Here is a 24,526-nt window from a genome sequence, read left to right on the forward strand (position 1 = left end):
CTAGTGGGGGTCGAGCAGCTCGCGCAGATCCTGCGGAATGCGCGCTTCCGGGTAGTGCTGCAGGTAGCGTTCCAGGCTGGCGCGCGCGGTATCCACGTCGCCGTCGTCGCGACGTTCGCGGATGCGCTTGAGCCATTGCCGGCGGGGCAGCGCGGCGTCGGCATCCACCGCCACGGTGATCGCAGTGGCCGACAACGTGCCGTAGGCCGACGCCGCAGCAGGCGCAGGGGCAGTTGCAGGTGCGGCACGACGCATCACACCAGGAGCGCCTTTGGCCTGGGTGCGTTCACGTGATTCGTTGATGCGGCTGCTGGTTGTCACCACGCGGTCGAGTGCGCTGGCCTCATCGGCCTGCACCACGGCATCGGGCGGGCTGGGTGCTGCCATCGGCGCCGCCATGGGGGCGGGTGCCGGCGGAGGCGGCGGCAAGGGGGCTGGCGCGGTCTTCGGCGCCGACGCAGCACGCGCGGCCTGTGGTCTGGTCGCGGCAGCGGGCGTTGCGGGCTCCGCGCTCACTGGCGCGGCGGCGTCGGCCGTGGCTGCAGCAGCGGCGTCTGCGTCGGCAGCAGCCGGGGCATCGGCCGCCGCATCCGCAGTGGGTTCCGCCGCCGCCGGTACCGGCGCGGCCGGCGGCGGTGACTCGGGTTTGAGCTGCCAGGCGATACCCACCGCGAACACCAGCGATGCCGCCAGGCCGAACACCGCCGGCAGGCGGGAGCGCGGGCGGGTCGTGCCGCGGACCGGGGCCGCAGCTGCCGGGGGGGCGTCAGCGACGGCACCAGGCTGTACCGCCGCACGCGCAGCGGCCAGCACCGCCTCGTCCACGGCCGCAGGCGGCGCGGCCGGCGCGGGGCGACCGAGCAGGCGGGCCAGCTCGCGTTCTTCCGGCGTCAGTGGATCAGGGCGGTTCATGGGCTCAACTCCGCGCGCAGCTTGTCCATCGCATAGCGCAGCCGCGATTTGACCGTTTCACGGCCCACGCCGGTGATCTGCGCGATCTCCTCCAGGCTCAGTTCCTGTTCCAGCCGCAGCTGCAGCACCGTACGCTGGTCATCGGGAAGCTGCTCCATGGCCAGCTGCAGGCGGCGGCGCTGCTCGAAATCGGAGAGCTGGCTCTCCGGGGTGCGGGTGTCGCTCATCCGCGCCACCCGCTCGTCGGCATCGGTTGGCGCCGTGGGCCGATGGCGTGACGCCCGCCAATGATCGTTGAGCCGATTATGGGCAATGCGGAACAGCCAGGTGGTGAAGGCCGCCTCGGGCTGCCAGCCCTCGCGCGCGGCGATCACCCGCTGCCAGACGTCCTGGAACATCTCGTCGGCCAGCGCGGCATCGCGCAGCTGGCGCAGCAGGAAGCTGTACAGGCGGTTGCGGTGGCGGGCGTACAGGGCCTCGAACGCGCGCAGGTCACCCCCGGCCCAGGCCAGCATCAGCGATTCGTCGGTTGGCAGGGCAGCGGCATCCACGGCGCACAGAGTAAGCGCTGAATGGGCCTGCGCATAGCGGCGCGGGACAGGAGCTGCGGCGGAAATCACAAGGGTGGACCCAGCGGGAAGACACAGCGAACAACGGCCCAGGGCAGGCAATGGGGTCAAGGGCTTCCATTGCCCCCCGGGGGGCGCGTTATGCTCGGGGTACAGGGGAGGTGCCGGTTCTCCGGCGCCAGAAGAGATGAACATGTTGTCCAGCCAGGCAGTGACGACCTCGGGGCATCCGGACCGTGGCGCGGTGGTATCCACCGCGCTTGCGCGGACGCTGTGCGCGTTGCTGCCCGAGGGCGCGCAGCTCGCATTGGGCTGGTCCGACGCCGCGCTCGGCGACGGCTGCATCAGCCACCCGCCGTCCACCCAGCCCGGGCATGTGGTGCTGGACGCCCTGCTGGGCCCGCCGCCGGCGCCGGACACCGGAGCGCTGTACCGCTGGCAGCACCAGGGCGGCGACCTCGCCATCCGCGTGGCACTGCCCGACGGGACGGCACCCCATGACGCCTGGTGGGCGGCGGCGCGTACCGGTCTTCAGGACGCCCTGGCGCTGGCCCGGCAGCGTGAACAGATCCGGTCGCTGGAAAATTCAAAGCGGCTGCAGCAGGCGCTTTACGAGATCGCCGACCTGGCCGGTGCCGACCTGGAAATGGCCGAGATGCTGCGGCACTTCCATCGCGTGCTCAATTCGCTGATGTACGCGCAGAACTGCTACATCGTCGAGTACGACGACGTGCGCCGGCGGATCCGCTTCCTGTACTTCGCCGACCAGCGCGACAGCTTCGTGGCCGATCCGGACCGCAGCTACGAAGAACACGAAATGCCGCGCAGCCTGACCTTCGCCCTGCTGCGCCATGGGCAGCCGCTGAGCGGGCCGTCCAACGAACTGCTGGCGGCGATGAGCGACGAATACGACCCCAGCCGCGGGCCGGAAAGCCTGGACTGGCTGGGCGTCCCGATGCTGCGCGAGGGCCGGGTCTGCGGTGCGATCGTGGTGCAGAGCTACGAACACCGGGTGCGCTACAACGAAGCCGACCGCACGCTGCTGGGCTATGTGGCCCAGCACATCCTCACCGCGATGGACCGCCGCCAGGCGCAGGTGCAGCTGGAGCGCCAGGTGGAGCGGCGCACGCTGGAACTGCAGCGGGCCAACCACAGCCTGCAGGACGAGGTGATCGAACGCCGCCGCGCCGAGAAGCTGCAGCTGGCCCTGTTCAACATCGCCGAGATGGCGATGAGTGCCGAAAGCCTGGCCCAGTTCTACGTGCAGGTGCACGGGGTGGTGGGCACGCTGCTGGATGCGCGCAATTTCTACATCGCCCTGGTCGATGAATCCGGCGAAGGCCTGGAATTCGTCTACTCGGTGGACGAGTACAACCCGGCGCGTGCGCCACGACCGTTCAGCAAGGGCCTTACCGAATACATCGTGCGCAACCGCCAGCCGCTGCTGGCCTCGCGCGAACACATCGACGCACTGCGTGCCTCGGGCAGCGTGAACGAGTTCGGCGCGCGCTCGCACTGCTGGCTGGGCGTGCCGCTGCTGAGCGATGACGATGTGGTCGGCGTGATCGTGGTGCAGAGCTATTCGCCGGAGATCAGTTTCACCGCGCACGACCAGCGCCTGCTCACCTTCGTGGCCCAGAACATCGGCAACGGGCTGGCCCGCCAGCGCGACCAGGAGCGCCTGCGCAACGCGCATGCCGAGCTGGAAAAGCGTGTTGAAGAGCGCACCCGCGAGCTGGCCGAAGTCAACGGCAAGCTGCTGGGCCAGATCGGCGAGCGCCTGCGCGCCGAGCAACGGCTCACCCACCAGGCGCTGCATGACGCGCTGACCGGGTTGCCCAACCGCGCGCACCTGCTGGACCGGCTGGAAGATGCCATCGCGCGTGCGCGTTCGCGCGACGGGCTGCGCTTTGCCGTGCTGTTCCTGGACCTGGACCGCTTCAAGCTGGTCAACGACAGCATCGGCCACGCCGCCGGCGACCAGATGCTGGTGGAGGTGGCCAAGCGCATCGTCTCGATGGTGGGCGGCGATGACGTGGTGGCGCGGCTGGGTGGCGATGAATTCGCGATCCTGCTCGAATGCGAGCAGGGGCTGGCCTCGGCGCGCGAGTTCTCGCAGCGCATGCTGGTGGCGCTGGAAGAATCGATGTGGGTGCAGGGCCGCGAGCTGTTCCCGTCCGGCAGCCTGGGCATCGCGATGTGGAGCCCCCGCTACCGCAATGGCGAGGAGATGGTGCGCGACGCCGACGCGGCGATGTACCGGGCCAAGGCCCAGGGCAAGGACCGCTGCGCGGTGTTCGACGAAGCCATGCGCGAAGAGGCGCTGCGCAGCCTGGACCTGGAAGCGGACCTGCGCCGGGCGATCAACAACCGTGATTTCCTGCCGTATTACCAGCCGATCGTGCGCCTGACCGATGGCCAGGTGGTGGGCTACGAAGCGCTGCTGCGCTGGCGCCACGAACGCCGCGGCCTGCTGCTGCCCAGCGCGTTCCTGGACCTGGGCGAGGAAAGCGGGCTGATCGAGCAGGTCGACTGGCTGCTCTACGAAGAAGTGATCGGCCAGCTCGCCCGGGGGGGCGAAGGCTACCTGTCGGTGAACGTGTCGCCGCGGCATTTCCGTTCGGCCGATTTCAGTTCACGCCTGTTCGGCCTGATCGAAGCGGCCGGTGCCGATCCGCACCGGTTGCGGCTGGAGATCACCGAAGTGGCGCTGCTCGACGATGGCCCACGCACGCTGCGGATCCTGCAGACGCTGCGCGAACGCGGCGTGCTGGTGCAGCTGGATGATTTCGGGACCGGCTTCTCGGCGCTGTCCTACCTGCACCGCTTCCCGATCTCCACGCTCAAGATCGACCAGAGCTTCATCGCCGGCCTGCATGGCCAGGACCTGCAGAGCACCTACGCGCTGGTGCAGGGCGTGCTGTCGCTGGCGCGCACGCTGGGCATTGAAACGGTAGGCGAGGGCATCGAGAACATGGCCCAGCGGCAGACCCTGCTGCAGCTGGGCTGTGATTACGGCCAGGGCTACCTGCTTGGTCGCCCCGCGCCGATGGATACGTTCGTTACGGGCTGATCAGCGCGGTGCGGCGCTTCTCGTCGATCCACTTCGAGGCCTGGGCCGGCTCATAGGCGCGCATCCAGTCGAGCATGGCGTCGATGTCCGAGCCGTACCAGAGGTCCGCGCGCTGGTCCGGGTGCAGGAAGCGCTCTTCGACCATGCGGTCGATCATGCCGATCAGGGGCGCGTAGAAGCCGTCCACGTCGAGGAAGGCGCACGGCTTGTTGCCGATGCCGAGCTGGCGCCAGGTGAGCATCTCGAAGATTTCTTCCATGGTGCCGAAACCGCCGGGCAGGGCCACGAACGCGTCGGACAGCTCGAACATGCGCGACTTGCGCTCATGCATGGAGCCGACGATTTCCAGTTCGGTCAGGCCGCGATGGGCCACTTCCCAGTCTGCCAGCTGCTGCGGGATCACGCCGGTCACTTCGCCGCCGCCGGCCAGCACCGCATTGGCCACGGTGCCCATCAGGCCGACGTTGCCGCCGCCGTAGACCAGGCGCAGGCCGTCGCGGGCGATGCGGTCGCCCAGTGCAATGGCACGTTCGGTGTAGATGGGCTTGCTGCCGGCGTTGGAGCCGCAGTAGACGCAGATGGACTTCATGGGAGGTTTCCGCTGGAAACCTCCCATTCTCGCACGGCCGACGTCTTCGGAAATGTTAAACGCCGGGCGCCGGGCCGGCGCCATCGTTCCGGTCGCCTTCGGACCCTTGTGCCGCGCGTTGCGCGGTTGCCACGCATGGCGTGGCACTACGAATTGCTACGTGCGCAGGATGATCCGGATACGTCAGGCCGCTTGGGTCTGTTGCCGCTGGGGACCTTCTTTAAGGGCGCGGCCGACCAGGTTCACGAGCAGGTCCAGTTCGTCGCTGTCCATGCCGAAGTGCGGGGTGAAGCGCAGCGAGTTTTCGCCGCCATGGATCACGTTGATGCCATGGTTGCGCAGCCACTCCTCGGTGGAATGGGTGCCGTAGCACTTGAACTGCGGGGCCAGCTCGCAGGAGAACAGCAGGCCGGTGCCCTGCACCTTGGTGATCAGCCCGCCCAGCTCGGCCTTGAGCTGCTCCAGCTTGCGCACGGCTTCTTCGCCGCGCTGGCGGATGTTGTCGCGCACCTGCGGGGTCAGCAGCGACAGCGTGGCGCAGGCCACGTCCAGCGCGCGCGGGTTGCTGGTCATGGTGTTGCCGTAGATGCCCTTGCGGTACAGCTGCGCGGCATGCTCGGTCACGGCCAGCACCGACAGCGGGAACTGCGCCGCGTTCAGGGCCTTGGAATAGGTCTCCATGTCCGGTACGTCCAGGCCTTCGAAGCCGGGGTAATCCACGATCGACAGCACGCCGTGCGCGCGCAGGCCGGCCTGGATCGAGTCCAGCAGCAGCAGGCTGCCGTGCTGGCGGGTCAGTTCACGGGCCAGCGCATAGAACGACGGCGGCACCGCACGGCCGGGGTCGCCTTCGCCCATCACCGGTTCCAGGAAGATCGCCTCGATGAACCAGTGGTTCTGCTCGGCCTCGGCGAAGACCCGCTTCAGGGCCTCCTCGTCATACGGCGCGATGGCAATCACGGTGTCCTCGCCGCGGTAGCTGGCCAGGTGCTGCATGTAGGTCTTGCGGCTGGAATCGGAGTACAGGCCGGGGCGGTCGGTACGGCCGTGGAAGCTGCCCTTGACCACCACCCGCTTGATCTTCGCGCCGGCGTGGCGGGCACCCGGGTCGGTCTGCAGCTTGGCGTTGACGTCGGCGATGCGGGCGGCCAGGCCGACCGCTTCGGAGCCGGAATTCAGGCACATGAACCGTGCATACGGGCAGCCGCCACGGCGGTGCCCGATCTCGGCGCGCAGCGCCTTGATGAAGCGCTGCTGCGACAGGCTGGGCGTCATCACGTTGGCCATCACCTGCGGGGCCGCCATCGCCTCCAGCACCGCTTCCGGGGTATGCCCGAAGCCGAGCATGCCGTAGCCGCCGGCGTCGTACAGCACCGCACCCTTCAGGGTCACCACCCAGGCGCCGCGGGCGGCGAGGGCGACGTACGGGGTCACGGCATCATCGGCGTAGAAATTGACGAAGCCGTCCTGCATCGCATCGATCTGGGCGCGCTCATCAAGGGCCAGCACGTCGGACAAGTCGGCGCGGACCCGCTCGAATTCGGCGGCGGCGGCTTCAACGGCCGCCACCAGCTGCGGGTGGCCGGCAGCCAGGCGTTCAAGGGTGGCGTCATCCAGGCCGGCGGTGAGCCGGGTGCCGGGCTGGGCGCGAAGGGGGGCGAGGCGTTCGATGAAGCTCATTGCAGATCTCCTGAAACGATTGGCGGCATGGCGCAAATGCAAAACGCGCGACCGGGGGCGCGCGCCTGGGGCAATGCGGCTCATGCATCAGACTTCCGGTTCGATGCTATCACGCGGTTTTTCGCGCGATAACCCCGCAAAAAACTGTTGCAAAGCAGCATTTTGCGCGACGTTCAGCGCTTCTCGCGTTGCCACCGGGGGCCAGTCGTACAATGCCCGACATTGTCTACACGTTGCCGTGCGCTCCCTTGAAGAAGTCCGACTTCCATTACGACCTTCCCGCTGAACTGATCGCCCAGGCCCCGCTCGCCGAGCGCTCGGCCAGCCGCCTGATGGTGGTGCCGCAGGCCCCGGCGGCGTTCGAACACCGCCAGGTGCGCGACCTGCCGGCGCTGCTGCAGGCCGGCGACCTGCTGGTATTCAACGATACCCGGGTGATCCCGGCCCGCCTGTTCGGCCAGAAGGCCAGCGGCGGCCGCGTGGAAATCCTGATCGAACGCCTGCTCGGTGCGCAGCAGGCCCGGGCCCAGGTGGGCGCCAGCAAATCGCCGAAGCCGGGCAGCCGGATCGCGCTCGACGCCGGCGGCGAGGCCGAGGTGCTGGGCCGCGATGGCGAGTTCTACGTGCTGGAGTTCCATGTGCCCGAGCCGCTGGAACAGTGGCTGCTGCACGCCGGGCGGCTGCCGCTGCCGCCGTACATCCAGCGCGAGCCGGGGCTGGACGACCGCGAGCGCTACCAGACCGTGTTCGCCCGCGAAGTGGGCGCGGTGGCTGCGCCGACCGCCGGCCTGCACTTCGACGAAGGGCTGCTGGCGGCGCTGGCCGCGCAGGGCGTGGGCTTCGGCCACGTCACCCTGCATGTGGGCGCGGGGACCTTCCAGCCCGTCCGTGCCGACGACCTGAAGGACCACGTGATGCACCGCGAATGGCTCAACGTGGGCCCGGAACTGGTCCAGCAGGTGCGCCGCACCCGCGCCGCGGGCGGCCGCGTGATCGGCGTGGGCACCACCGTGGTGCGCGCGCTGGAGAGCGCGATGCGCGACGGCGAGCTGCTGCCGTATGCCGGCGAGACCCAGATCTTCATCACCCCGGGCTACCGGATCCGCAGCGTGGACGCGATGGTCACCAACTTCCACCTGCCTGAAAGCACCCTGCTGATGATGATTTCCGCCTTCGCCGGGCAGGCGCGGGTGTTCGAGGCCTACCGCGCCGCGATCGAGGAAAAGTACCGGTTCTTCAGCTATGGCGACGCCATGTTGTTGTTCCCGCAGGGGGATTGAGCGCGTCGGCGGCGGTTTTCGGCGATAATCGGCAATTATTTGCCCGAATGCCCGCTCCATGTCCCGACTCCAGTTCCAGCTCCAGACCACCGACGGGCGCGCCCGCCGTGGCCGCCTGACCTTCCCGCGCGGGACGGTGGAAACCCCGGCCTTCATGCCGGTGGGTACCTATGGGTCGGTCAAGGGCATCCTGCCGGAGCAGATCCGCGCCCTGGGCGCCGAGATCATCCTGGGCAACACCTTCCACCTGTACCTCCGCCCGGGCCTGGACGTGATCGCCGACCATGGCGGCCTGCACGGCTTCGCGCGCTGGAACGGTCCGATCCTGACCGATTCCGGTGGTTTCCAGGTGTTCTCGCTGGCCCACCGCCGCAAGATCACCGAGCAGGGCGTCACCTTCGCCTCGCCGACCGACGGCGCCCGGGTGTTCCTAGGCCCGGAAGAGAGCATGAAGATCCAGAAGGTGCTCGATTCGGACATCGTGATGATCTTCGACGAGTGCACTCCGTACCCGGCCACCGAGCCTGTGGCACGCACCTCGATGGAGCTGAGCCTGCGCTGGGCCCAGCGCAGCCGCAACGCGCACGACGCACTGGGCAATGACGCGGCGCTGTTCGGCATCGTCCAGGGCGGGGTCCACCACGACCTGCGCAGCCGCTCGGCCGAAGGCCTGCAGCAGATCGGCTTCGACGGCTACGCCATCGGCGGCCTGGCCGTGGGCGAGCCCGAGCACGAGCGCAACGCGATGCTCGACCATATGCACCCGATCCTGCCGGCCGACCGCCCGCGCTACCTGATGGGCGTGGGCCGGCCGGAAGACCTGGTCGAAGGCGTCGCCCGCGGCGTGGACATGTTCGATTGCGTGATGCCCACCCGCAACGCGCGCAACGGCCACTACTTCACCTCGTTCGGCACCGTGCGCATCCGCAACGCCCGTTATGAACGCGACATGGACACGATCGAGCCGGGCTGCGGCTGCCACGCCTGCACCAGCGGCTACACCCGCTCGTACCTGCGCCACCTGGACCGCTGCAACGAGATGCTGGCACCGATGCTGGGCACCATCCACAACCTGTATTACTACGAGAAGCTGATGGCCGACATGCGCGCGGCCATCGCGGCGGGAACCTTCGAGGCCTTCCGCGAGTCCTTCTATGCGGCCCGGGGCATGGCCACGCCGCCGCTGTAAGCGGCCGGCCCGACCCCGATCCGGCGCGCGGACCCTGCCAAACGGCCCAAGGACGAACTCCCGGGGCCGTGGCATACTTCGCGGCTGACCCCTGTTTCGCGGCGACACCCGACCCCATAAGGGTAGGGCGCCTCCCAACCCAAGGACACACCATGAACCTGATCGCCTTCCTGATTCCCGCCGCCCACGCCCAAGCCGCTGGTGGCCAGCCGCAGGGCATGGGCCTGACCACGCTGCTGTTCCCGATCATCCTGATCGCGATCATGTACTTCCTGATGATCCGCCCGCAGATGAAGCGCCAGAAGGAACACAAGGCGATGCTGGAGAAGATCAAGATCGGCGACGAAGTGCTGACCAACGGCGGCATCGCCGGCACCGTCAAGGCCATCGGCGACAACTTCGTCACCATCGAAGTGTCCGACAACGTGAACATCCGCGTGCAGAAGGGCGCCGTGGGCAACGTGCTGCCGACCGGCACCCTGAAGTCGGCCAACTAAGCCACTCCCTTTCCGAAGCACAACCGCGGCGCCGGGACTGGCGCCGCGCAGGAACCTGGCAATGCTTGAATTTCCACGCTGGAAGTACGTCGTCATCCTGATCGTACTGGCGCTCAGCGCGCTGTACGCGCTGCCCAACATCTACCAGAAGGACCCCGCCGTCCAGATCACCGCCAACCGTGGCGGCCAGGTCGATGACGCCCTTCGCACGCGCGTGCTGGCCGACCTGAAGCAGGCCGGGATCAACACCATCGGCGCGGAGAAGGAAGGCGAGAGCCTGATCGTGCGCCTGCCGGACCTGCAGACGCAGGCCGCGGCCAGTGCCAAGCTGCGCGACAGCGTGGGCGAGAACTACACGGTGGCCCTGAACCTGGCCTCGACCGTGCCGGACTGGCTGCAGCGCCTGGGCGGTCGCCCGATGGTGCTGGGTCTGGACCTGCAGGGTGGCGTGCACTTCGTGCTGCAGGTGGACCAGAAGGCGGCCATCGACAAGCGCATGGATGCCTACGCCGAAGACGTGCGCGGCACGCTGCGCGAAGCGCGCGTTCCGTTCCAGTCGGTGGAGCGTCGTCCGGACAATTCGATCGTCGCCACGCTGAGCCCGTCGGCTGATGATGCCGCCGCCGAGCGTGCCCGCCTGGCGCTGGTCAAGGCGCAGCCCACCCTGGGCTATGACGTCTCGGGCAAGCGCCTCACCGTGACCGTGCCGGACGCCGAGCTGAGCCAGATCACCAACGGTGCGATCGAGCAGAACATCAACACGCTGCGCAACCGCGTAAACCAGCTGGGCGTGGCCGAACCGATCATCCAGCGCCAGGGTGCCGACCGCGTGGTCGTGCAGCTGCCGGGCGTGCAGGACACCGCCGAAGCCAAGCGCATGATCGGCGCGACCGCGACGCTGGAGTACCGCGCGGTGGTCGATGGCAACGCGCAGGATGCGATCGACACCGGCCGCATTCCGCCGGAAGCCAAGGTCTACAAGCGTCGCGACAGCGGCGTCCCGATCCTGCTGAACAAGCGCGTGATCGTCACCGGTGACCAGATGGTGGCCGCGCAGGCCGTGACCGACCAGACCACCGGTACCCCGTCGGTCAGCGTGACGCTCAACAGCGTCGGCGGCCAGCGCATGTTCGATTTCACCAGCGCCAATGTCGGCAAGCCGATGGCGGTGGTGTACACCGAGCGCGTGCCGACCGTGACCATGGTCGATGGCAAGGAAGTGCGCAGCTTCCGGGTCAACGAGGAAGTGATCTCGGTGGCCAACATCAACGGCGTGTTCGGCAAGAACTTCCAGACCACCGGCCTGGAAAAGAAGGAATCCGAAGACCTGGCCAAGCTGCTGAAGTCCGGCTCGCTGGCCGCGCCGATGGACTTCGTCGAAGAGCGCGTGGTCGGCCCGAGCCTGGGTGCGGAGAACGTGGAGCGTGGCATTACCGCAGTGGTCTACGCCTTCATGTTCACCCTGGTCTTCTTCACCATCTACTACCGCATGTTCGGCCTGATCACCTCGGTGGCGATGCTGTTCAACCTGCTGATCGTGGTGGCGGTGATGTCGCTGTTCGGTGCCACCATGACCTTGCCGGGCTTTGCCGGCCTGGCGTTGTCGGTGGGCCTGTCGGTCGACGCCAACGTGCTGATCAACGAGCGCATCCGCGAGGAACTGCGTGCGGGCATGCCGGGCAAGACCGCAATCGTGACCGGTTATGAACGCGCCAGCGGCACCATCCTCGACGCCAACCTGACTGGCCTGATCGTCGGTGTGGCGCTGTTCGCCTTCGGCACCGGTCCGCTGAAGGGCTTCGCCCTGACGATGATCATCGGCATCTTCGCCTCGATGTTCACCGCGATCACCGTATCGCGCGCACTTGCGACGCTGATCTACGGCCGTCGCAAGAAGCTCCAGAACGTGGCCATCTGACGGGACGACACGCACAATGAAACTGTTTCCGCTGCACATCCTCCCGAACGACACCAAGATCGACTTCATGCGTTGGCGCCATGTCGCCATGGCGGTAACGATCGCGTTGTTCCTGGCCTCGGTTGCCATCATCGGCATCAAGGGCTTCACCTTCGCACTCGACTTCACCGGCGGCACCCTGATCGAAGCGCGCTTCGATCGCCAGATGGACGTCGAGGAGGTCCGCTCGCGCCTGGAAGCCAATGGCTTCGAGGGCACCCAGGTGCAGAGCTTCGGTGGCAACACCGACGTGCTGATCCGCCTGGCCCCGCACGGCGAACATGCACCGGGTACCGGTGCGGCCAGCGCCGAAGACAAGGCCACCGGCGACGCGGTCCTCAAGGCGATCACCACCAGCGAGAATCCGGCCACGATCCTGCGCAACGAGTTCGTGGGCCCGCAGATCGGCAAGGACCTGGCGTTGAACGGTCTGTACGCGACGATCTTCATGCTGGCCGGCTTCCTGATCTACATCGGCTTCCGCTTCGAATGGAAGTTCGCGGTCACCGCGAGCATCGTGGCGTTGTTCGATCTGCTGGTGACGCTGGCCTACATGTCGCTGATGGGCCGCGAGTTCGACCTGAACCTGCTGGCCGGCCTGTTGTCGGTGATGGGCTTTGCGATCAACGACATCATCGTGGTGTTCGACCGTGTCCGCGAAAACTTCCGCAGCCTGCGTGCCGACCCGCTGGAAGTGCTGAACCGCTCGATCAACCAGACGCTGTCACGTACAGTGATCACCGCGGTGATGTTCTTCCTGTCGGCACTCGCCCTGTACATGTACGGCGGCGCCTCGCTGGAAGGCCTGGCCGAGACCCACATGGTGGGTGCGGTGATCGTGGTGCTGTCCTCGATCCTGGTGGCCGTGCCGATGCTGACCATCGGCTTCCTGCGCGTGAGCAAGCAGGACCTGCTGCCCAAGGCCAAGGACGTCGAAGCCCTGGAACGCCGTCCTTGATGGAGTGCCGGGCAGAGCCCCGGCACTACACCAGCGAAGACGCCGCGCCCTGCGCGGCGTTTTCGTTTCCACCGTACCGGGGCGTCGGTTGTGCTGTCTGGCCGTGCGCACTACGATTCCCGGGTTGCGTGCGGCCGTTCCCGAGGCCCACCATTCCCATCGAGGTCATCATGGTCATCAAACCGCGTGTGCGCGGCTTCATCTGCGTCACCACCCATCCGGTCGGCTGCGACGCAGCCGTCAAGCAGCAGATCGATTACATCCAGGCCCAGCCGAAGGTGCCGAACGGTCCCAAGCGGGTGCTGGTGCTGGGTGCGTCCACCGGTTACGGCCTGGCCGCGCGCATCACCGCGGCGTTCGGCAGTGGTGCGGCCACGCTGGGTGTGTTCTTCGAACGGCCGGGCACCGAAACCAAGCCGGGCACGGCAGGCTGGTACAACTCGGCCGCGTTCCAGAAGTACGCCGAGCAGGCGGGCCTGTACGCGCGCAGCGTGAACGGCGATGCGTTCTCGGACGAGGTCAAGGCCAAGGTCATCGAGCTGATCAAGCAGGACCTGGGCCAGGTCGACCAGGTGGTGTACAGCCTGGCGGCGCCGCGCCGCAAGCACCCGAAGACCGGTGAGGTGATCAGTTCCACGCTCAAGCCGATCGGCGCGCCGATCACGCTGCGCGGGCTGGATACGGACAAGGAAGTGATCACCGAAACCACGATCGAGCCGGCCACACCGGAAGAGATCGCGGGCACGGTGGCGGTGATGGGCGGCGAAGACTGGCAGATGTGGATCGACGCGCTGCTGGAAGCCGGTGTGCTGGCCGATGGCGCCACCACCACGGCCTTCACCTATGTGGGCGAAGAGATCACCCAGGCGATCTACTGGAACGGTTCGATCGGTGCGGCCAAGAAGGACCTGGACGAGAAGGTCGTGGGCATCCGTGCCAAGCTGGCGCCGATCAACGGTGACGCGCGCGTGTCGGTGCTCAAGGCGGTGGTGACCCAGGCCAGTTCGGCCATTCCGACCATGCCGCTGTACCTGTCGCTGCTGTTCAAGGTGATGAAGGAGCGCGGCACGCACGAGGGCTGCATCGAGCAGCTCGACACGCTGTACGACATCATCTACGGCGGCAAGGACAGCGGCGCTGCGGTCGAACGCCTGCGCCACCAGCTGCTGGCCGATGGCCGCACGGTGGAGCTGGTCGACGAAGCCGGCCGCCTGCGTGCGGACTACAAGGAAATGGCGCCGGACGTGCAGTCCGAAGTGGTTGCGCTGTGGCCGCAGGTCACCAACGAGAACCTGTACGAGATCAGCGACCTGGCCGGTTACAAGGCCGACTTCCTGCGCCTGTTCGGCTTCGGCGTGGACGGCGTGGATTACGAAGCGGACGTCGCTACCGATGTGGCCATTCCGAACCTGGTTGATCTGACCTGAGTTCGGTCTGCTGAAAGGCTGAAAAGCGAAATGCCGCCCGGTCTGGGCGGCATTTTCGTTTGTGGGTTCCGCGTAGAGCAGCGTCTCGATCCCTGCGAGTGGGTCGGCTGGCGGGCAGCCCTCTACGGGACACGCCGTAAACCCATCCATGGGGGCTTGGCAAAAACATCCATGTTTTTGACAGTCCCTACGAGGGCTGCCCGCCAACCGCCCCCGACAGATGGCCGCATGCGGTTGGGAGATCAAGATCAGGAGCAGCGACGCAGGGCGTCGCTCTACGGCTCCGCTCTTGGCCACCGACCAACCGTCAATGGGTCGGCGGGGGTGGGTTTGCGGGGGTGTGAGCCGCATGGATGCGGCGACCAAGCCCCCATGGATGGGTTTACGGCGCCCCCCGCAAACCCACACCCGCCGGCCCAATACAGTGAAACCGCAGGCCCCCGCCTTTGACGTCAGCAATCAACCAAAATCAAAGTTCATCGCAGGCGCGGCCGGCCCCACGAACTCACCCTGCACGTAATCAACGCCGGCACTGAACAGCAGGCTCATCGAGCCGTTGTCTGCCACGAACTCGGCGATCGTGCGGATGTTGGCTTCCTGCGCGCGGGTGGTGATTTCGGCGATCTTCTCGCTGTTCTCGCGGGTGCGGGCGAAATCGCTGGTGAAGTCGCGGTCCAGCTTGAGGAACTGCGGCTGGAAGTGCGCCAGCAGCTGGAACGAATCCAGGCCCGAACCGAACTGCTCCAGCCCGATCCGGCAGCCCAGCGGCGCCACGTCGGCCAGGAACTGCTGCGCGTTGCGCAGGTGGGTGAACACCTTCGCTTCCGGCGCGTGCAGCCACAGCCGCTCGCCCGGTACCCCGTGCGCCTGCAGCTCGCGGCGGATGGTGGCCACCATCTGCGGGTCGTTGAACGACTCCGGCGTGATCTTCACCATCATGTGCGTGGCATGGCCGGCGCGCTCGCGCTCGCCCAGCACGCTGATCGCGTGCGCCACCACCCAGCGGTTGATGTCCGCCAGCAGCCCGTGCTCCTCGGCGATGCCCAGGAAGGCGGTCGGGCTGAGCAGCTCGCCGTTGTTGTCCAGGCGCAGGTACGCCTCGTACAGCTCCAGCGCCTCGCCGCCCAGGTTCAGCACCGGCTGGTAGTGCAGCTGGAAGCCGTCGCCGGCCAGTGCCTCGTTGATCCGGGCCACCCAGCGCTGGATGCGTTCCTCTTCCACGCGGTCCACTGCCGCCGGATCGAAGATGCGGCTGGTGTTGCCCAGCTCCGATGCGGCCTGCTGGCATTCGGTGGCGCGCGCCAGCACCTGGCCGATGCTCGCGATCTTCTCGCCCACCTGCACGCCGCCGATGCTCACCGTGACGGTGGCCGAACGCTCGCCGATGCTGAACACCTGCGCCGCGAAGGCCTCGCGGATCCGGTCCGCCAGTGCCTCGGTGTGCGCGAACGCACCTTCGGTCAGCACTGCCAGGCTGTGTTCGCCGAAGCGGGCCACCTGCGCGGTGTCGCCGACCGTGTCGGCCAGCACCCGTGCCAGCGCCGCGATCAACGCATCGGCCGAGTCCAGCCCGATATCCGGCAGCAGGCGTGCGTAGTGGTCCGGTTCGACCAGCAGCAGGCCGAACCGGCCCTCGCTGCGGCCGGCCTGGGCCACCGCGTTTTCCACGTGCAGCATGAAGGTCTGGCGGTTGAGCAGGCCGGTGACCTGGTCGCGCTGGCGCAGGTCCTCGACCTCGCGGGCCAGCTCCGGGTCGAATTCCATGCGGCGGCGGAACACCACCTGCAGGCAGCTTTCGCCCTCATAAGTGGCCGGGGTGAATTCCATCGTGGCGGCGAATACCGCCCCGTCCTGGTTGCGCGCGTCCACCTGGTACTGCGGCGGCGGCGCCTCGCCCTTGCTGAGCGACTTGAGCAGCTGCTTGAAGCCGTCCACGTGCTGCGGGGCGACCATGTCCAGCAGCGAAATGCCTTCCACGTCGTCGAACGATTCGAACCCGAACATCTCCAGGTACGCCTCATTGGCGCGGATGTGCATGCCTTCATGGACGTAGGCGATCGGGTCGCGCGAGGAGGAGATCAGCGCGTCGCAGCGGCGCTCGGTCTCGCGCATCTGCGCCTCGATGCGGCGCAGGCCACGGCGTGCGTGCAGGTCGGTCCACTCGTTGCGCACCACCGCCAGCAGGTGCTCGGGGCGGCTGCGCAGGGCCACCGCACGGATGCCGTTGGCACTGGCTTCCACCCATTCGGATTCGTTGATGGTCTCGGCCAGCAGGATCATCGGAATGTCCTTGCCGCTGGCCGCGATCTGCTGGGTCACCTGCAGCAGCGGGATGCTCTGCGCTGGCGCGGCCAGCACCAGGTCGATCGGCTGGCCGCCGATGATCTGGCCCAGCTCCTCGGCGTTCTGCGGGCGCGCCGGGCGCACGGCAATGCCGCTGTTGCGCAGCATGCTGACGATGGTTTCGGCGTTCTCGCCGCTGTCATCCACGATCAGCAGGCGGACGGTGATGTCATTCGCGTTCTGCATTCACTACTCCCCGGACTGCAAACTTGATACACGATGCATGTGACTTCGTCCATGCCGGCGGCGGGCGCCGATCACGGAATGAAAGGACGGCTACACGACCTGGCCGGCGGCATGGCCGCTGGCCCAGGCCCACTGGAAGTTGTATCCCCCCAGCCAGCCGGTGACATCCAGCACTTCGCCGACGAAGTGCAGGCCCGGCACCCGTTGCGATTCAAAGGTACTGGACGACACCTTGCGGGTATCCACGCCCCCCAGCGTGACCTCGGCGGTACGGTACCCTTCGGTGCCGCTGGCCACCAGTGGGAAATCCTGCAGCAGGGCGGCGGCCTGGCGCAGCTCGCGCTCGTCGATCTGGCGCACCGGGCGGTCCGGCAGCCAGTGTTCGCACAGGCGCAGCGCCAGCCGGCGCGGCAGGACCTCGGACAGTACCGTGCGCAGCTCGGCCGCACCCCGGTCGCGTTTCATCGTGCGCAGCCAGTCTTCGGCGTCCTGGCCTGGCAGCAGGTCCAGGCGCAGGTCGTCGCCGGGCTGCCAGAACGAGGAAATCTGCAGGATCGCCGGACCGCTGATGCCGCGATGGGTGATCAGCATCGAGTTGCGGAACTCCACGTCGTTGCAACGCGCCGCGATCGGCAGCGCGACCCCGCTGAGGTCGTGGAAGCGCTCCTGGTGCTTGCCGCTCAGGGTCAGCGGCACCAGCCCGGCGCGGGTCGGCAGCACCTCGTGGCCGAACTGGCGGGCCAGCTCATAGCCGAAGCCGGTGGCGCCCAGGCTGGGAATGGACAGCCCGCCGGTGGCGACCACCAGCGAGGCGGCATGGAAGCGGCCCTGCGCGGTCTGCACGTGGAAGCCGTCCGCGCCGCGCTCGACCTTCTCCACCGCGCAGTCGGTGCGGATCTGCGCGCCGGCGGCGGTGCATTCGTCCACCAGCATGCGCACGATCTGCTTGGACGAGATGTCGCAGAACAGCTGGCCCAGTTCCTTTTCGTGGTACGCGATGCCGTGCCGCTCGACCATGTCGATGAAGTCCCACGGCGTGTAGCGCGCCAGCGCGGACTTGCAGAAGTGCGGGTTGGCCGACAGGAAGTTGGCCGGGGTGGTGCCGGTGTTGGTGAAGTTGCAGCGGCCACCGCCGGACATCAGGATCTTCTTGCCGACCTTGTTGGCGTGGTCGATCACCTGCACCATGCGCCCGCGCCGGCCGGCGGTGAGCGCGCACATCAGCCCGGCAGCGCCGGCACCGATCACCAGGACATCGCAGCGGATCGTACTCATCGGCGCGCGATCAGGCCTGCGGCTTGCGCTTGCGCCAGGTCGGGGTGACCGTCAGGTGTGCCTTGTCGGACATCAGCTGGACTTCCCCGTCTTCGATGATCACGCTCCAGGTCATGGTGCGCTCGATCAGCTTGCCCCACTCGGTGACGAAGTCACCCGGCAGGTCCATGACCTCAAGCGACGACAGCTTGTTCAGCGCTGCGCCATTGCGCTTCCACCAGGTGTCGGTGAGATTGCTGCTGCCAAACATCACCAGCTGCACTGCGCGGGCGCGGCCACTGGCCTTGCGCAGGCGCGATTCGTCGGGTTGCCCCACTTCGATCCACTGCTCGATCTCGCCGGTGTAGTCGCGGCGCCACAGGTCGGGCTCGTCGTCCACGCTCAATCCGCGGCCGAACTCCAGGCGCTCGTCGGCGTTCAGCGCGAAGGCCAGCAGCCGCACCATCAGGCGCTCGTCGTTCTCGGACGGGTGCTGGGCCAGGGTCAGGTTATGGGTGGCGTAGTAGCCGCGATCCATGTCGCTGATCTGAAGTTCGGCCTTGCGGATGGTGGCGGTGAGGGCCATGGGGGTACCGTAAACAAAGAGCGCCATGATAATGCGTGGGGTATGCACCCGTCCGATCCGATTACCGGCCACGTTGCCGCCAGCCGCCTGCAGTTGCCCCCGGGCGACTGGAGCTGCCTGTTGGAGGGGCTGTGCGCGCGGTTCCCGCGCATCGACCGCGGCCAATGGCAGGACCGGTTCGCGCGCGGCCGGGTGCGAGATGCGCAGGGCAGGGCGCTGGCGGCCGACCACCCCTGGCAGGTGGGGCTGGAGATCCACTACTTCCGTGAAGTAGTCGACGAGCTGGTGATCCCGTTCCAGGAGGCGATCCTGCATGTGGACGCGCACCTGCTGGTGGCCGACAAGCCGCACTTCCTGCCGGTGACCCCGGCCGGCGGGTACGTGCAGCAGACCCTGCTGGCCCGGCTGGTGGCGCGGACCGGCAATCCCGACCTGGTGCCCCTGCATCGGCTGGACCGGCTGACGGCGGGGCTGGTGCTGTTCTCTACGCGGCCTGGGACGCGCGATGCGTACCAGCGGCTGTTTCGTGAGCGGCGCATCGTGAAGGCCTATGAGGCCATTGCGCCGGCGCTGCCCGGACAGGCCTTCCCGCTGGAGCGGCACAGCCGCCTGGTGCCGGGCGAGCCGTTCTTCCGCATGGCCGAGGCCCCGGGCGAGCCGAATGCGCGGACCCGGATCGAGGTGATCGACGGAGAGGGGCCGTGGTGGCGCTATCGGCTGCACCCCGAAACCGGCCGCAAGCACCAGCTGCGCGTGCATATGGCCGCGCTGGGGGCGCCGATCCGGGGGGATGACCTGTATCCGGAGCTGAATACGGCCGGGCAGGGCGATGCGGCACCGGCGCTTCAGCTGCTGGCGAAGGCCCTGGCGTTCGAAGACCCGCTGACGGGAGAATCCAGACAATTCAGAAGCCAGCTGGCGCTTGGGCGGTAGAGCCACGCCCTGCGTGGGTGGTGGCGCCGGAACGAGGGGCAGCCACGCAGGGCGTGGCTCTACGGCAGATCTGCCCCGTTCCTTAGCCTCTGCCTGCCTGCCGTTTGGCTGCAATTAAGGCGGAAAATACATGAATAGGCCGTAGGAATTCGTGTAGCATTCCCCAATCCCTTGTCCTGTCAGGCGGGAGGGGGGAGGTGGCTGAATAACCCAGCTATCGCTTTTTCGGTAAAAGACGCGTATCGTCCCCCACACTGTGTTTGCTAGGGTCACCGTGAATCGTGGCCTGATGCGGTTGATCTCACGATCCGCTCATCGATCCGCTTTACCAACGCCTGCAACTCAGTCTCGGCTCCGGAAATCCGGTGGTCGCGATTATTTCAACTTATGTTTCAGGAGTTAGTTACATGTCTGATCGTCAGAGCGGTACCGTCAAGTGGTTCAACGATGCCAAGGGCTTCGGCTTCATCACCCCGGAAAGCGGCCCGGACCTGTTCGTGCACTTCCGTGCCATCCAGGGCACCGGCTTCAAGTCGCTGCAGGAAGGCCAGAAGGTGACCTTCGTCGCCGTGCAGGGCCAGAAGGGCATGCAGGCTGACCAGGTGCAGGCCGCCTAATAGGCGCCTGCCACCGCAAGGTGCCAGGAACGCCGGAAGCGAAAGCTTCCGGCGTTTTTTATTGGGGGTAGCATGGGCGTTTGCCCCCTGCGGACCTGTCGATGATCAAGGTGCACCATCTGGACCACTCGCGCTCCCAGCGCGTGCTGTGGATGCTTGAAGAGCTGAACCTGCCGTACCAGCTGGTTACCTACCAGCGCGACCCGAAGACCTGGCTGGCGCCGCAGGCGCTGCGCGACATCCATCCGCTGGGCAAATCGCCCGTGCTGCAGGACGATGCCCTGGTCCTGGCCGAATCCGGCGCGATCCTGGAATACCTCGCCGACCGCTACGACAGTGGCCGCCAGTTGTCGCCCGAGCCGATGCCGGCGCAGGCCGCCGAGCGCGTGCGCTACCGCTACTGGATGCATTACGCCGAAGGATCGGCGATGCCGCCCTTGCTGATGAGCCTGGTGTTCGCGCGCGTACGCAAGGCGCCGATGCCGTTTTTCGCCAAGCCGATCGCGCGCGGGATTGCCGACAAGGTGATGAAGGGCTTCGTAGGCCCGCAGTTGAAGCTGCACCTGGACTGGATGGAGCGCGAACTGGGCGGCTCGCCCTGGTTCGCCGGCGAGCGCTTCACGGCCGCCGACATCCAGATGAGCTTCCCGATCCAGGCCGCTGCCTCGCGCGCGGGCAGCATGGAGCGCTACCCGAAACTGCAGGCCTTCCTGGCCCGGATCGCGCAGCGACCCGCGTTCCAGCGTGCCGTGGAGCGCGGTGGTCCGCTCGACCTTGGGGCAGGCGCGGCCTGAGCTTGCAGGGGCGTGCCGGCGCCCCCACCTTGTCGTGATGAGCACTGAACCGCTGCGCTTCGATAACCGATTCATCCGCGACCTGCCCGGCGACGACGAAACCGGCCCCCGCGTGCGCGAAGTGCGCGGCGCGGCGTGGTCGGCGGTGATGCCGACGCCCGTGGCCGCGCCTACGCTGCTGGCGTACTCGCCTGGACTGGCCGCGCAGCTTGGACTGGATCAGGCGCTGCTGGACAGCCCGGATTTCCCCCGCGTGTTCGGCGGCAACGCCCTGTATGAAGGCATGCAGCCCTGGGCCGCCAACTACGGTGGCCACCAGTTCGGGCACTGGGCCGGCCAGCTCGGCGACGGTCGCGCCATCTCGCTGGGCGAGCTGGTGGCGCCGGAGGGGGCGCGCTGGGAGCTGCAACTGAAAGGGGCGGGGCGCACACCTTACTCGCGCGGGGCTGATGGCCGTGCCGTGCTGCGCTCGTCGATCCGCGAATTCCTGTGCAGCGAGGCGATGCATCACCTCGGGGTGCCGACCACGCGCGCGCTCAGCCTGGTGGCCACGGGTGACAGCGTGGTGCGCGACATGTTCTACGACGGCCATCCTGAAGCGGAACCGGGCGCGGTGGTGTGCCGGGTTGCGCCCTCGTTCCTGCGCTTTGGCAGCTTCGAACTGCCGGCGTCGCGCGGTGACGTGACGTTGCTGCGGCAGTTGGTCGACCTGTGCATCGCGCGCGATTTTCCCGAACTGGTCGATGCCGGCGAACAACGGTACGCCGCCTGGTTCGCGCAGGTCTGCGAGCGCACGGCGGTACTGATGGCGCACTGGATGCGGGTCGGTTTCGTGCATGGGGTGATGAACACCGACAACCTCTCCATCCTCGGCCTCACCATCGATTACGGTCCGTATGGCTGGGTGGACGACTACGATCCCGACTGGACCCCCAACACCACCGATGCGCAGGGCCGGCGTTACCGCTTCGGCACCCAGCCGCAGGTGGCGTACTGGAACCTGACCCGGCTGGCGCAGGCGCTGTCGCCGCTGTTCGAGGACGTCACCCCGCTGCACGATGGCCTGGCGCGTTTCCAGTCCGTGCATGCGCGTTGCGAGCGTGATGACATCGCCGCCAAGCTGGGCCTCGACCAGTGCCGGGATGCGGACCTGGCGTTGATGGCCGACTGGCTGACGCTCCTGCACGACGGCGAGATGGACATGACGCTCGCGTTCCGTGGCCTGATGGAACTCGATCCGCAGGCGCCCCGGCTCGCCGTGCTGGAAGCGGCGTTCTACAGCGAGGCACGGCGTGACGCCGTGCTGCCCGCGCTCGAGCAGTGGCTGCAACGGTACGCGGCCAGGCTGCAGGCCGATACGCTCGAACCGGTGCAGCGCCGGCAGCGGATGGCCGCGGCCAATCCGCTGTACGTGCTGCGCAACTGGCTGGCGCAGGAAGCCATCGAGCTGGCGGAGCAGGGCGACCTCAGTGGCGTGCACACGCTGCAGGAGGTCCTGCGTCGTCCGTATGAGGCGCAGCCCGGTCGTGAACACTACGCCGCCAAGCGGCCGGAGTGGGCGCGCGACAAGGCCGGCTGCTCGATGCTGTCCTGCAGTTCATGAGGCCGGGTTACCCTATGCCACCCATTCGCTGTCTCCCGCCATGACCGATCTTCCCGCCACGCCCGCCTGGGCCGGCCGCCTGCGCGACGTCGCTGATTTCCCCAAGCCGGGCATCCTGTTCAAGGACATCATGCCGCTGCTGGCCAACGGCGATGATTTCGCCGCCGCCATCGATGCGATGGTCGCGCCGTGGCGTGAGGCACGGCTGGATGCGGTGATGGGCATCGAGTCGCGCGGCTTCATCCTTGGCGCGGCGATGGCCCGCGTGCTGGGCGTGGGCTTCGTGCCCGTGCGCAAGCCGGGCAAGCTGCCCGGCCGCACGCTGAAACAGGACTACACGCTGGAATACCGCACCGACAGCATCGAAGTGCATGCCGATGCATTGCCCGCCGGCGCGCGTGTACTGGTGGTGGATGACGTGCTCGCCACCGGTGGCACGCTGCTGGCAGCGCTGTCGCTGGCCAGGCAGCTGCAGGTCGAGGTGCTCGGCGCCGCCGTGCTGGTCGAACTGGCCGGCCTGGGCGGCCGCGAACGCTGGACCAGCGATGTGCCGCTGGTCGCGAACCTGGTGTATTGACCACGCAGGACACGCATGGCGTGTCCCTGCCATTACATCCTGCGTACGCGGAAACGCCGGCCCTTGATCTTGCCGGCTTCCAGGCGGGCGATCGCCTTGCCCACGTGTTCGCGGGCGATCGCCACGTAGGAACGGGTGGCGTAGATGTCGATCTTGCCGATCACCTTGGCCGACAGCCCGGCATCGCCGGTCAATGCACCCAGGATGTCGCCCGGACGCAGCTTGTCGGTCTTGCCGCCGTCGATGCGCAGCGTCTCCATCGCCGCCTGCGGCAGGACCGCCGGGCGCGCGGTGGCCAGCGGGGTCTTCTGCCAGTCCAGCGGCTTGCCTTGGGCCGCTTCCAGCGCGTCGGCGCGGTTGCGCTCGCGGTGGGTCACCAGGCTGATCGCCAGGCCGGTGGCGCCGGCGCGGCCGGTGCGGCCCACGCGGTGCTCGTAGGTTTCAATGTCGGTGGGCAGCTCGTAATTAATTACCGCCGCCAGGTCCTGCACGTCCAGCCCGCGCGCGGCCACGTCGCTGGCCACCAGCACGTTGCAGCTGCGGTTGGCGAAGCGCACCAGCACTTCATCACGGTCGCGCTGTTCCATCTCGCCATGCAGCGGCAGTGCGGAGAAGCCGAACTGCTGCAGCGACACGGCTACGTCATCCACGTCGCGGCGGGTGTTGCAGAACACCACGGTCGATTCCGGCGTGTACTTCAGCAGCAGGCCGGCCAGCGCCTTCTGCTTGCTGGCCAGGTCCACTTCGCAGAACAGGTGGCGGATCGCCGGGGCGTGGTCGGCGCCTTCCACGGTCACTTCCACCGGATCGCGCAGCAGCACGCGCGCGATCTCGCGGATCTCGTCGGGGTAGGTGGCCGAGAACAGCAGCGTCTGGCGGTCCTTGCTGGTGCGCCCGGCAATTTCGCGGATCGGTTCTTCAAAGCCCATGTCGAGCATGCGGTCGGCTTCGTCCAGCACCAGCGTGGTCACCCCGCCCAGCTTCAGGGCGCGCTTGCGGCCCAGTTCCTGGATGCGTCCGGGCGTGCCCACCACCACGTGCGGGTCGTGCGCTTCCAGCGACGCCAGCTGCGGCGCCAGCGGCATGCCGCCGGTCAGCACCACCAGCTTGAGGTTGGGAATGCCGGTGGCCAGCTTGCGGATCTGCTTGCCGACCTGGTCGGCCAGTTCGCGGGTGGGGCACAGCACCAGCGCCTGCGCGCGGATCACCGCCGGGTCCAGGGCCTGCAGCAGGCCGAGCCCGAACGCGGCGGTCTTGCCGCTGCCGGTGGGCGCCTGGGCGATCAGGTCGCGACGGGCGAGGATGGCCGGCAGCGCCTGCGCCTGCACGGGAGTCATCTGGGTATAGCCCAGCGCGTCGATGCCCGCCGCCAGCGAGGCCGACAGGGGCAGTTCGGAGAATTCGTTCATGCCACATTCTACCCGTTGCGCCGGCCCGCCGCCGCCGCCACGACCAACGGTCGTGGCCTACCGGATTGCTCGGTATCGCCGCCGCCACGACCA

The 24,526-nt window shown here is 67.6% G+C and carries 20 protein-coding genes; 12 read left to right on the plus strand and 8 right to left on the minus strand.

The genetic code is table 11. The annotated features are described in order from the left end of the window. On the minus strand, window positions 1-912 hold the full coding sequence (locus NMB40_RS06265) for a hypothetical protein (RefSeq protein ID WP_494360478.1): 912 nt from the start codon (window positions 910-912) through the stop codon (window positions 1-3). Next, window positions 909-1,463: an RNA polymerase sigma factor gene (locus tag NMB40_RS06270; RefSeq protein ID WP_448143988.1), complete on the minus strand. Its 555-nt coding sequence runs from the start codon at window positions 1,461-1,463 to the stop codon at window positions 909-911. Before NMB40_RS06270 ends, NMB40_RS06265 begins: the two co-directional genes overlap by 4 nt. Window positions 1,464-1,668: 205 nt before the next feature. Here NMB40_RS06270 and NMB40_RS06275 point away from each other — a divergent pair, with 205 nt between their 5' ends. Beyond that, complete coding sequence (locus tag NMB40_RS06275) at window positions 1,669-4,554, plus strand: bifunctional diguanylate cyclase/phosphodiesterase (protein ID WP_494360479.1); 2,886 nt, start codon at window positions 1,669-1,671, stop codon at window positions 4,552-4,554. On the opposite strand, the gene NMB40_RS06280 is transcribed toward NMB40_RS06275, so the two are convergent. Beyond that, on the minus strand, window positions 4,544-5,143 hold the full coding sequence (locus NMB40_RS06280; protein WP_282247766.1) for an LOG family protein: 600 nt from the start codon (window positions 5,141-5,143) through the stop codon (window positions 4,544-4,546). The genes NMB40_RS06275 and NMB40_RS06280 overlap by 11 nt on opposite strands. A 183-nt stretch (window positions 5,144-5,326) precedes the next feature. Beyond that, a complete protein-coding gene (locus tag NMB40_RS06285; RefSeq protein WP_494360480.1) occupies window positions 5,327-6,823 on the minus strand; it encodes an aminotransferase class III-fold pyridoxal phosphate-dependent enzyme in 1,497 nt (498 codons plus the stop codon). A gap of 212 nt (window positions 6,824-7,035) precedes the next feature. Here NMB40_RS06285 and queA point away from each other — a divergent pair, with 212 nt between their 5' ends. The 6 genes from queA to fabV all read left to right on the plus strand — a co-directional run bounded on the left by queA (window position 7,036) and on the right by fabV (window position 14,131). Next, entirely contained in the window at window positions 7,036-8,103 is a 1,068-nt protein-coding gene (gene queA, locus NMB40_RS06290; protein WP_282247768.1) for a tRNA preQ1(34) S-adenosylmethionine ribosyltransferase-isomerase QueA, read from the plus strand. A gap of 58 nt (window positions 8,104-8,161) precedes the next feature. Next, complete coding sequence (gene tgt / locus NMB40_RS06295; RefSeq protein ID WP_494360481.1) at window positions 8,162-9,292, plus strand: tRNA guanosine(34) transglycosylase Tgt; 1,131 nt, start codon at window positions 8,162-8,164, stop codon at window positions 9,290-9,292. 152 nt (window positions 9,293-9,444) lie between these two features. Beyond that, complete coding sequence (yajC, locus tag NMB40_RS06300) at window positions 9,445-9,789, plus strand: preprotein translocase subunit YajC (RefSeq protein WP_068851197.1); 345 nt, start codon at window positions 9,445-9,447, stop codon at window positions 9,787-9,789. A 61-nt stretch (window positions 9,790-9,850) separates the two neighbouring features. Next, window positions 9,851-11,707: a protein translocase subunit SecD gene (gene secD / locus NMB40_RS06305; RefSeq protein WP_494360482.1), complete on the plus strand. Its 1,857-nt coding sequence runs from the start codon at window positions 9,851-9,853 to the stop codon at window positions 11,705-11,707. Window positions 11,708-11,723: 16 nt separating this feature from the next. Continuing rightward, the gene (gene secF, locus NMB40_RS06310) at window positions 11,724-12,704 is read left to right on the plus strand and encodes a protein translocase subunit SecF (protein WP_068851203.1); all 981 of its coding nucleotides are present in this window, start codon (window positions 11,724-11,726) and stop codon (window positions 12,702-12,704) included. 170 nt (window positions 12,705-12,874) lie between these two features. After that, on the plus strand, window positions 12,875-14,131 hold the full coding sequence (fabV, locus tag NMB40_RS06315) for an enoyl-ACP reductase FabV (protein ID WP_494360483.1): 1,257 nt from the start codon (window positions 12,875-12,877) through the stop codon (window positions 14,129-14,131). A 459-nt stretch (window positions 14,132-14,590) separates the two neighbouring features. Here the strand turns inward: fabV and NMB40_RS06320 are convergent, their stop codons facing one another. The 3 genes from NMB40_RS06320 to NMB40_RS06330 all read right to left on the minus strand — a co-directional run bounded on the left by NMB40_RS06320 (window position 14,591) and on the right by NMB40_RS06330 (window position 18,500). Continuing rightward, window positions 14,591-16,660, minus strand: coding sequence for a GGDEF/EAL domain-containing response regulator (locus NMB40_RS06320; RefSeq protein WP_494360484.1), 2,070 nt, complete (start codon window positions 16,658-16,660; stop codon window positions 14,591-14,593). 90 nt (window positions 16,661-16,750) lie between these two features. Next, window positions 16,751-17,935, minus strand: a complete 1,185-nt coding sequence (locus NMB40_RS06325) for a BaiN/RdsA family NAD(P)/FAD-dependent oxidoreductase (RefSeq protein ID WP_282247524.1) — start codon at window positions 17,933-17,935, stop codon at window positions 16,751-16,753. 10 nt (window positions 17,936-17,945) lie between these two features. Next, entirely contained in the window at window positions 17,946-18,500 is a 555-nt protein-coding gene (locus tag NMB40_RS06330) for a YaeQ family protein (protein WP_282247525.1), read from the minus strand. A gap of 42 nt (window positions 18,501-18,542) precedes the next feature. Here NMB40_RS06330 and NMB40_RS06335 point away from each other — a divergent pair, with 42 nt between their 5' ends. From NMB40_RS06335 to NMB40_RS06355, 5 genes are all read left to right on the plus strand, one after another. Continuing rightward, entirely contained in the window at window positions 18,543-19,433 is an 891-nt protein-coding gene (locus NMB40_RS06335; protein ID WP_494360485.1) for a pseudouridine synthase, read from the plus strand. A gap of 407 nt (window positions 19,434-19,840) precedes the next feature. After that, window positions 19,841-20,050 (plus strand): cold-shock protein, encoded by a 210-nt coding sequence (locus tag NMB40_RS06340; protein WP_068851222.1) that lies wholly within the window; start codon window positions 19,841-19,843, stop codon window positions 20,048-20,050. A 101-nt stretch (window positions 20,051-20,151) separates the two neighbouring features. After that, complete coding sequence (locus NMB40_RS06345) at window positions 20,152-20,844, plus strand: glutathione S-transferase family protein (RefSeq protein ID WP_494360486.1); 693 nt, start codon at window positions 20,152-20,154, stop codon at window positions 20,842-20,844. A gap of 37 nt (window positions 20,845-20,881) precedes the next feature. Then, complete coding sequence (locus NMB40_RS06350; RefSeq protein ID WP_494360487.1) at window positions 20,882-22,447, plus strand: protein adenylyltransferase SelO; 1,566 nt, start codon at window positions 20,882-20,884, stop codon at window positions 22,445-22,447. Window positions 22,448-22,487: 40 nt separating this feature from the next. Then, the gene (locus NMB40_RS06355; protein WP_282247528.1) at window positions 22,488-23,024 is read left to right on the plus strand and encodes an adenine phosphoribosyltransferase; all 537 of its coding nucleotides are present in this window, start codon (window positions 22,488-22,490) and stop codon (window positions 23,022-23,024) included. 32 nt (window positions 23,025-23,056) lie between these two features. On the opposite strand, the gene dbpA is transcribed toward NMB40_RS06355, so the two are convergent. Further along, window positions 23,057-24,433, minus strand: coding sequence for an ATP-dependent RNA helicase DbpA (gene dbpA, locus NMB40_RS06360; RefSeq protein ID WP_494360488.1), 1,377 nt, complete (start codon window positions 24,431-24,433; stop codon window positions 23,057-23,059). Window positions 24,434-24,526 lie beyond the last annotated feature (93 nt).

This window comes from Stenotrophomonas sp. FBCC-B152, from assembly GCF_059134105.1.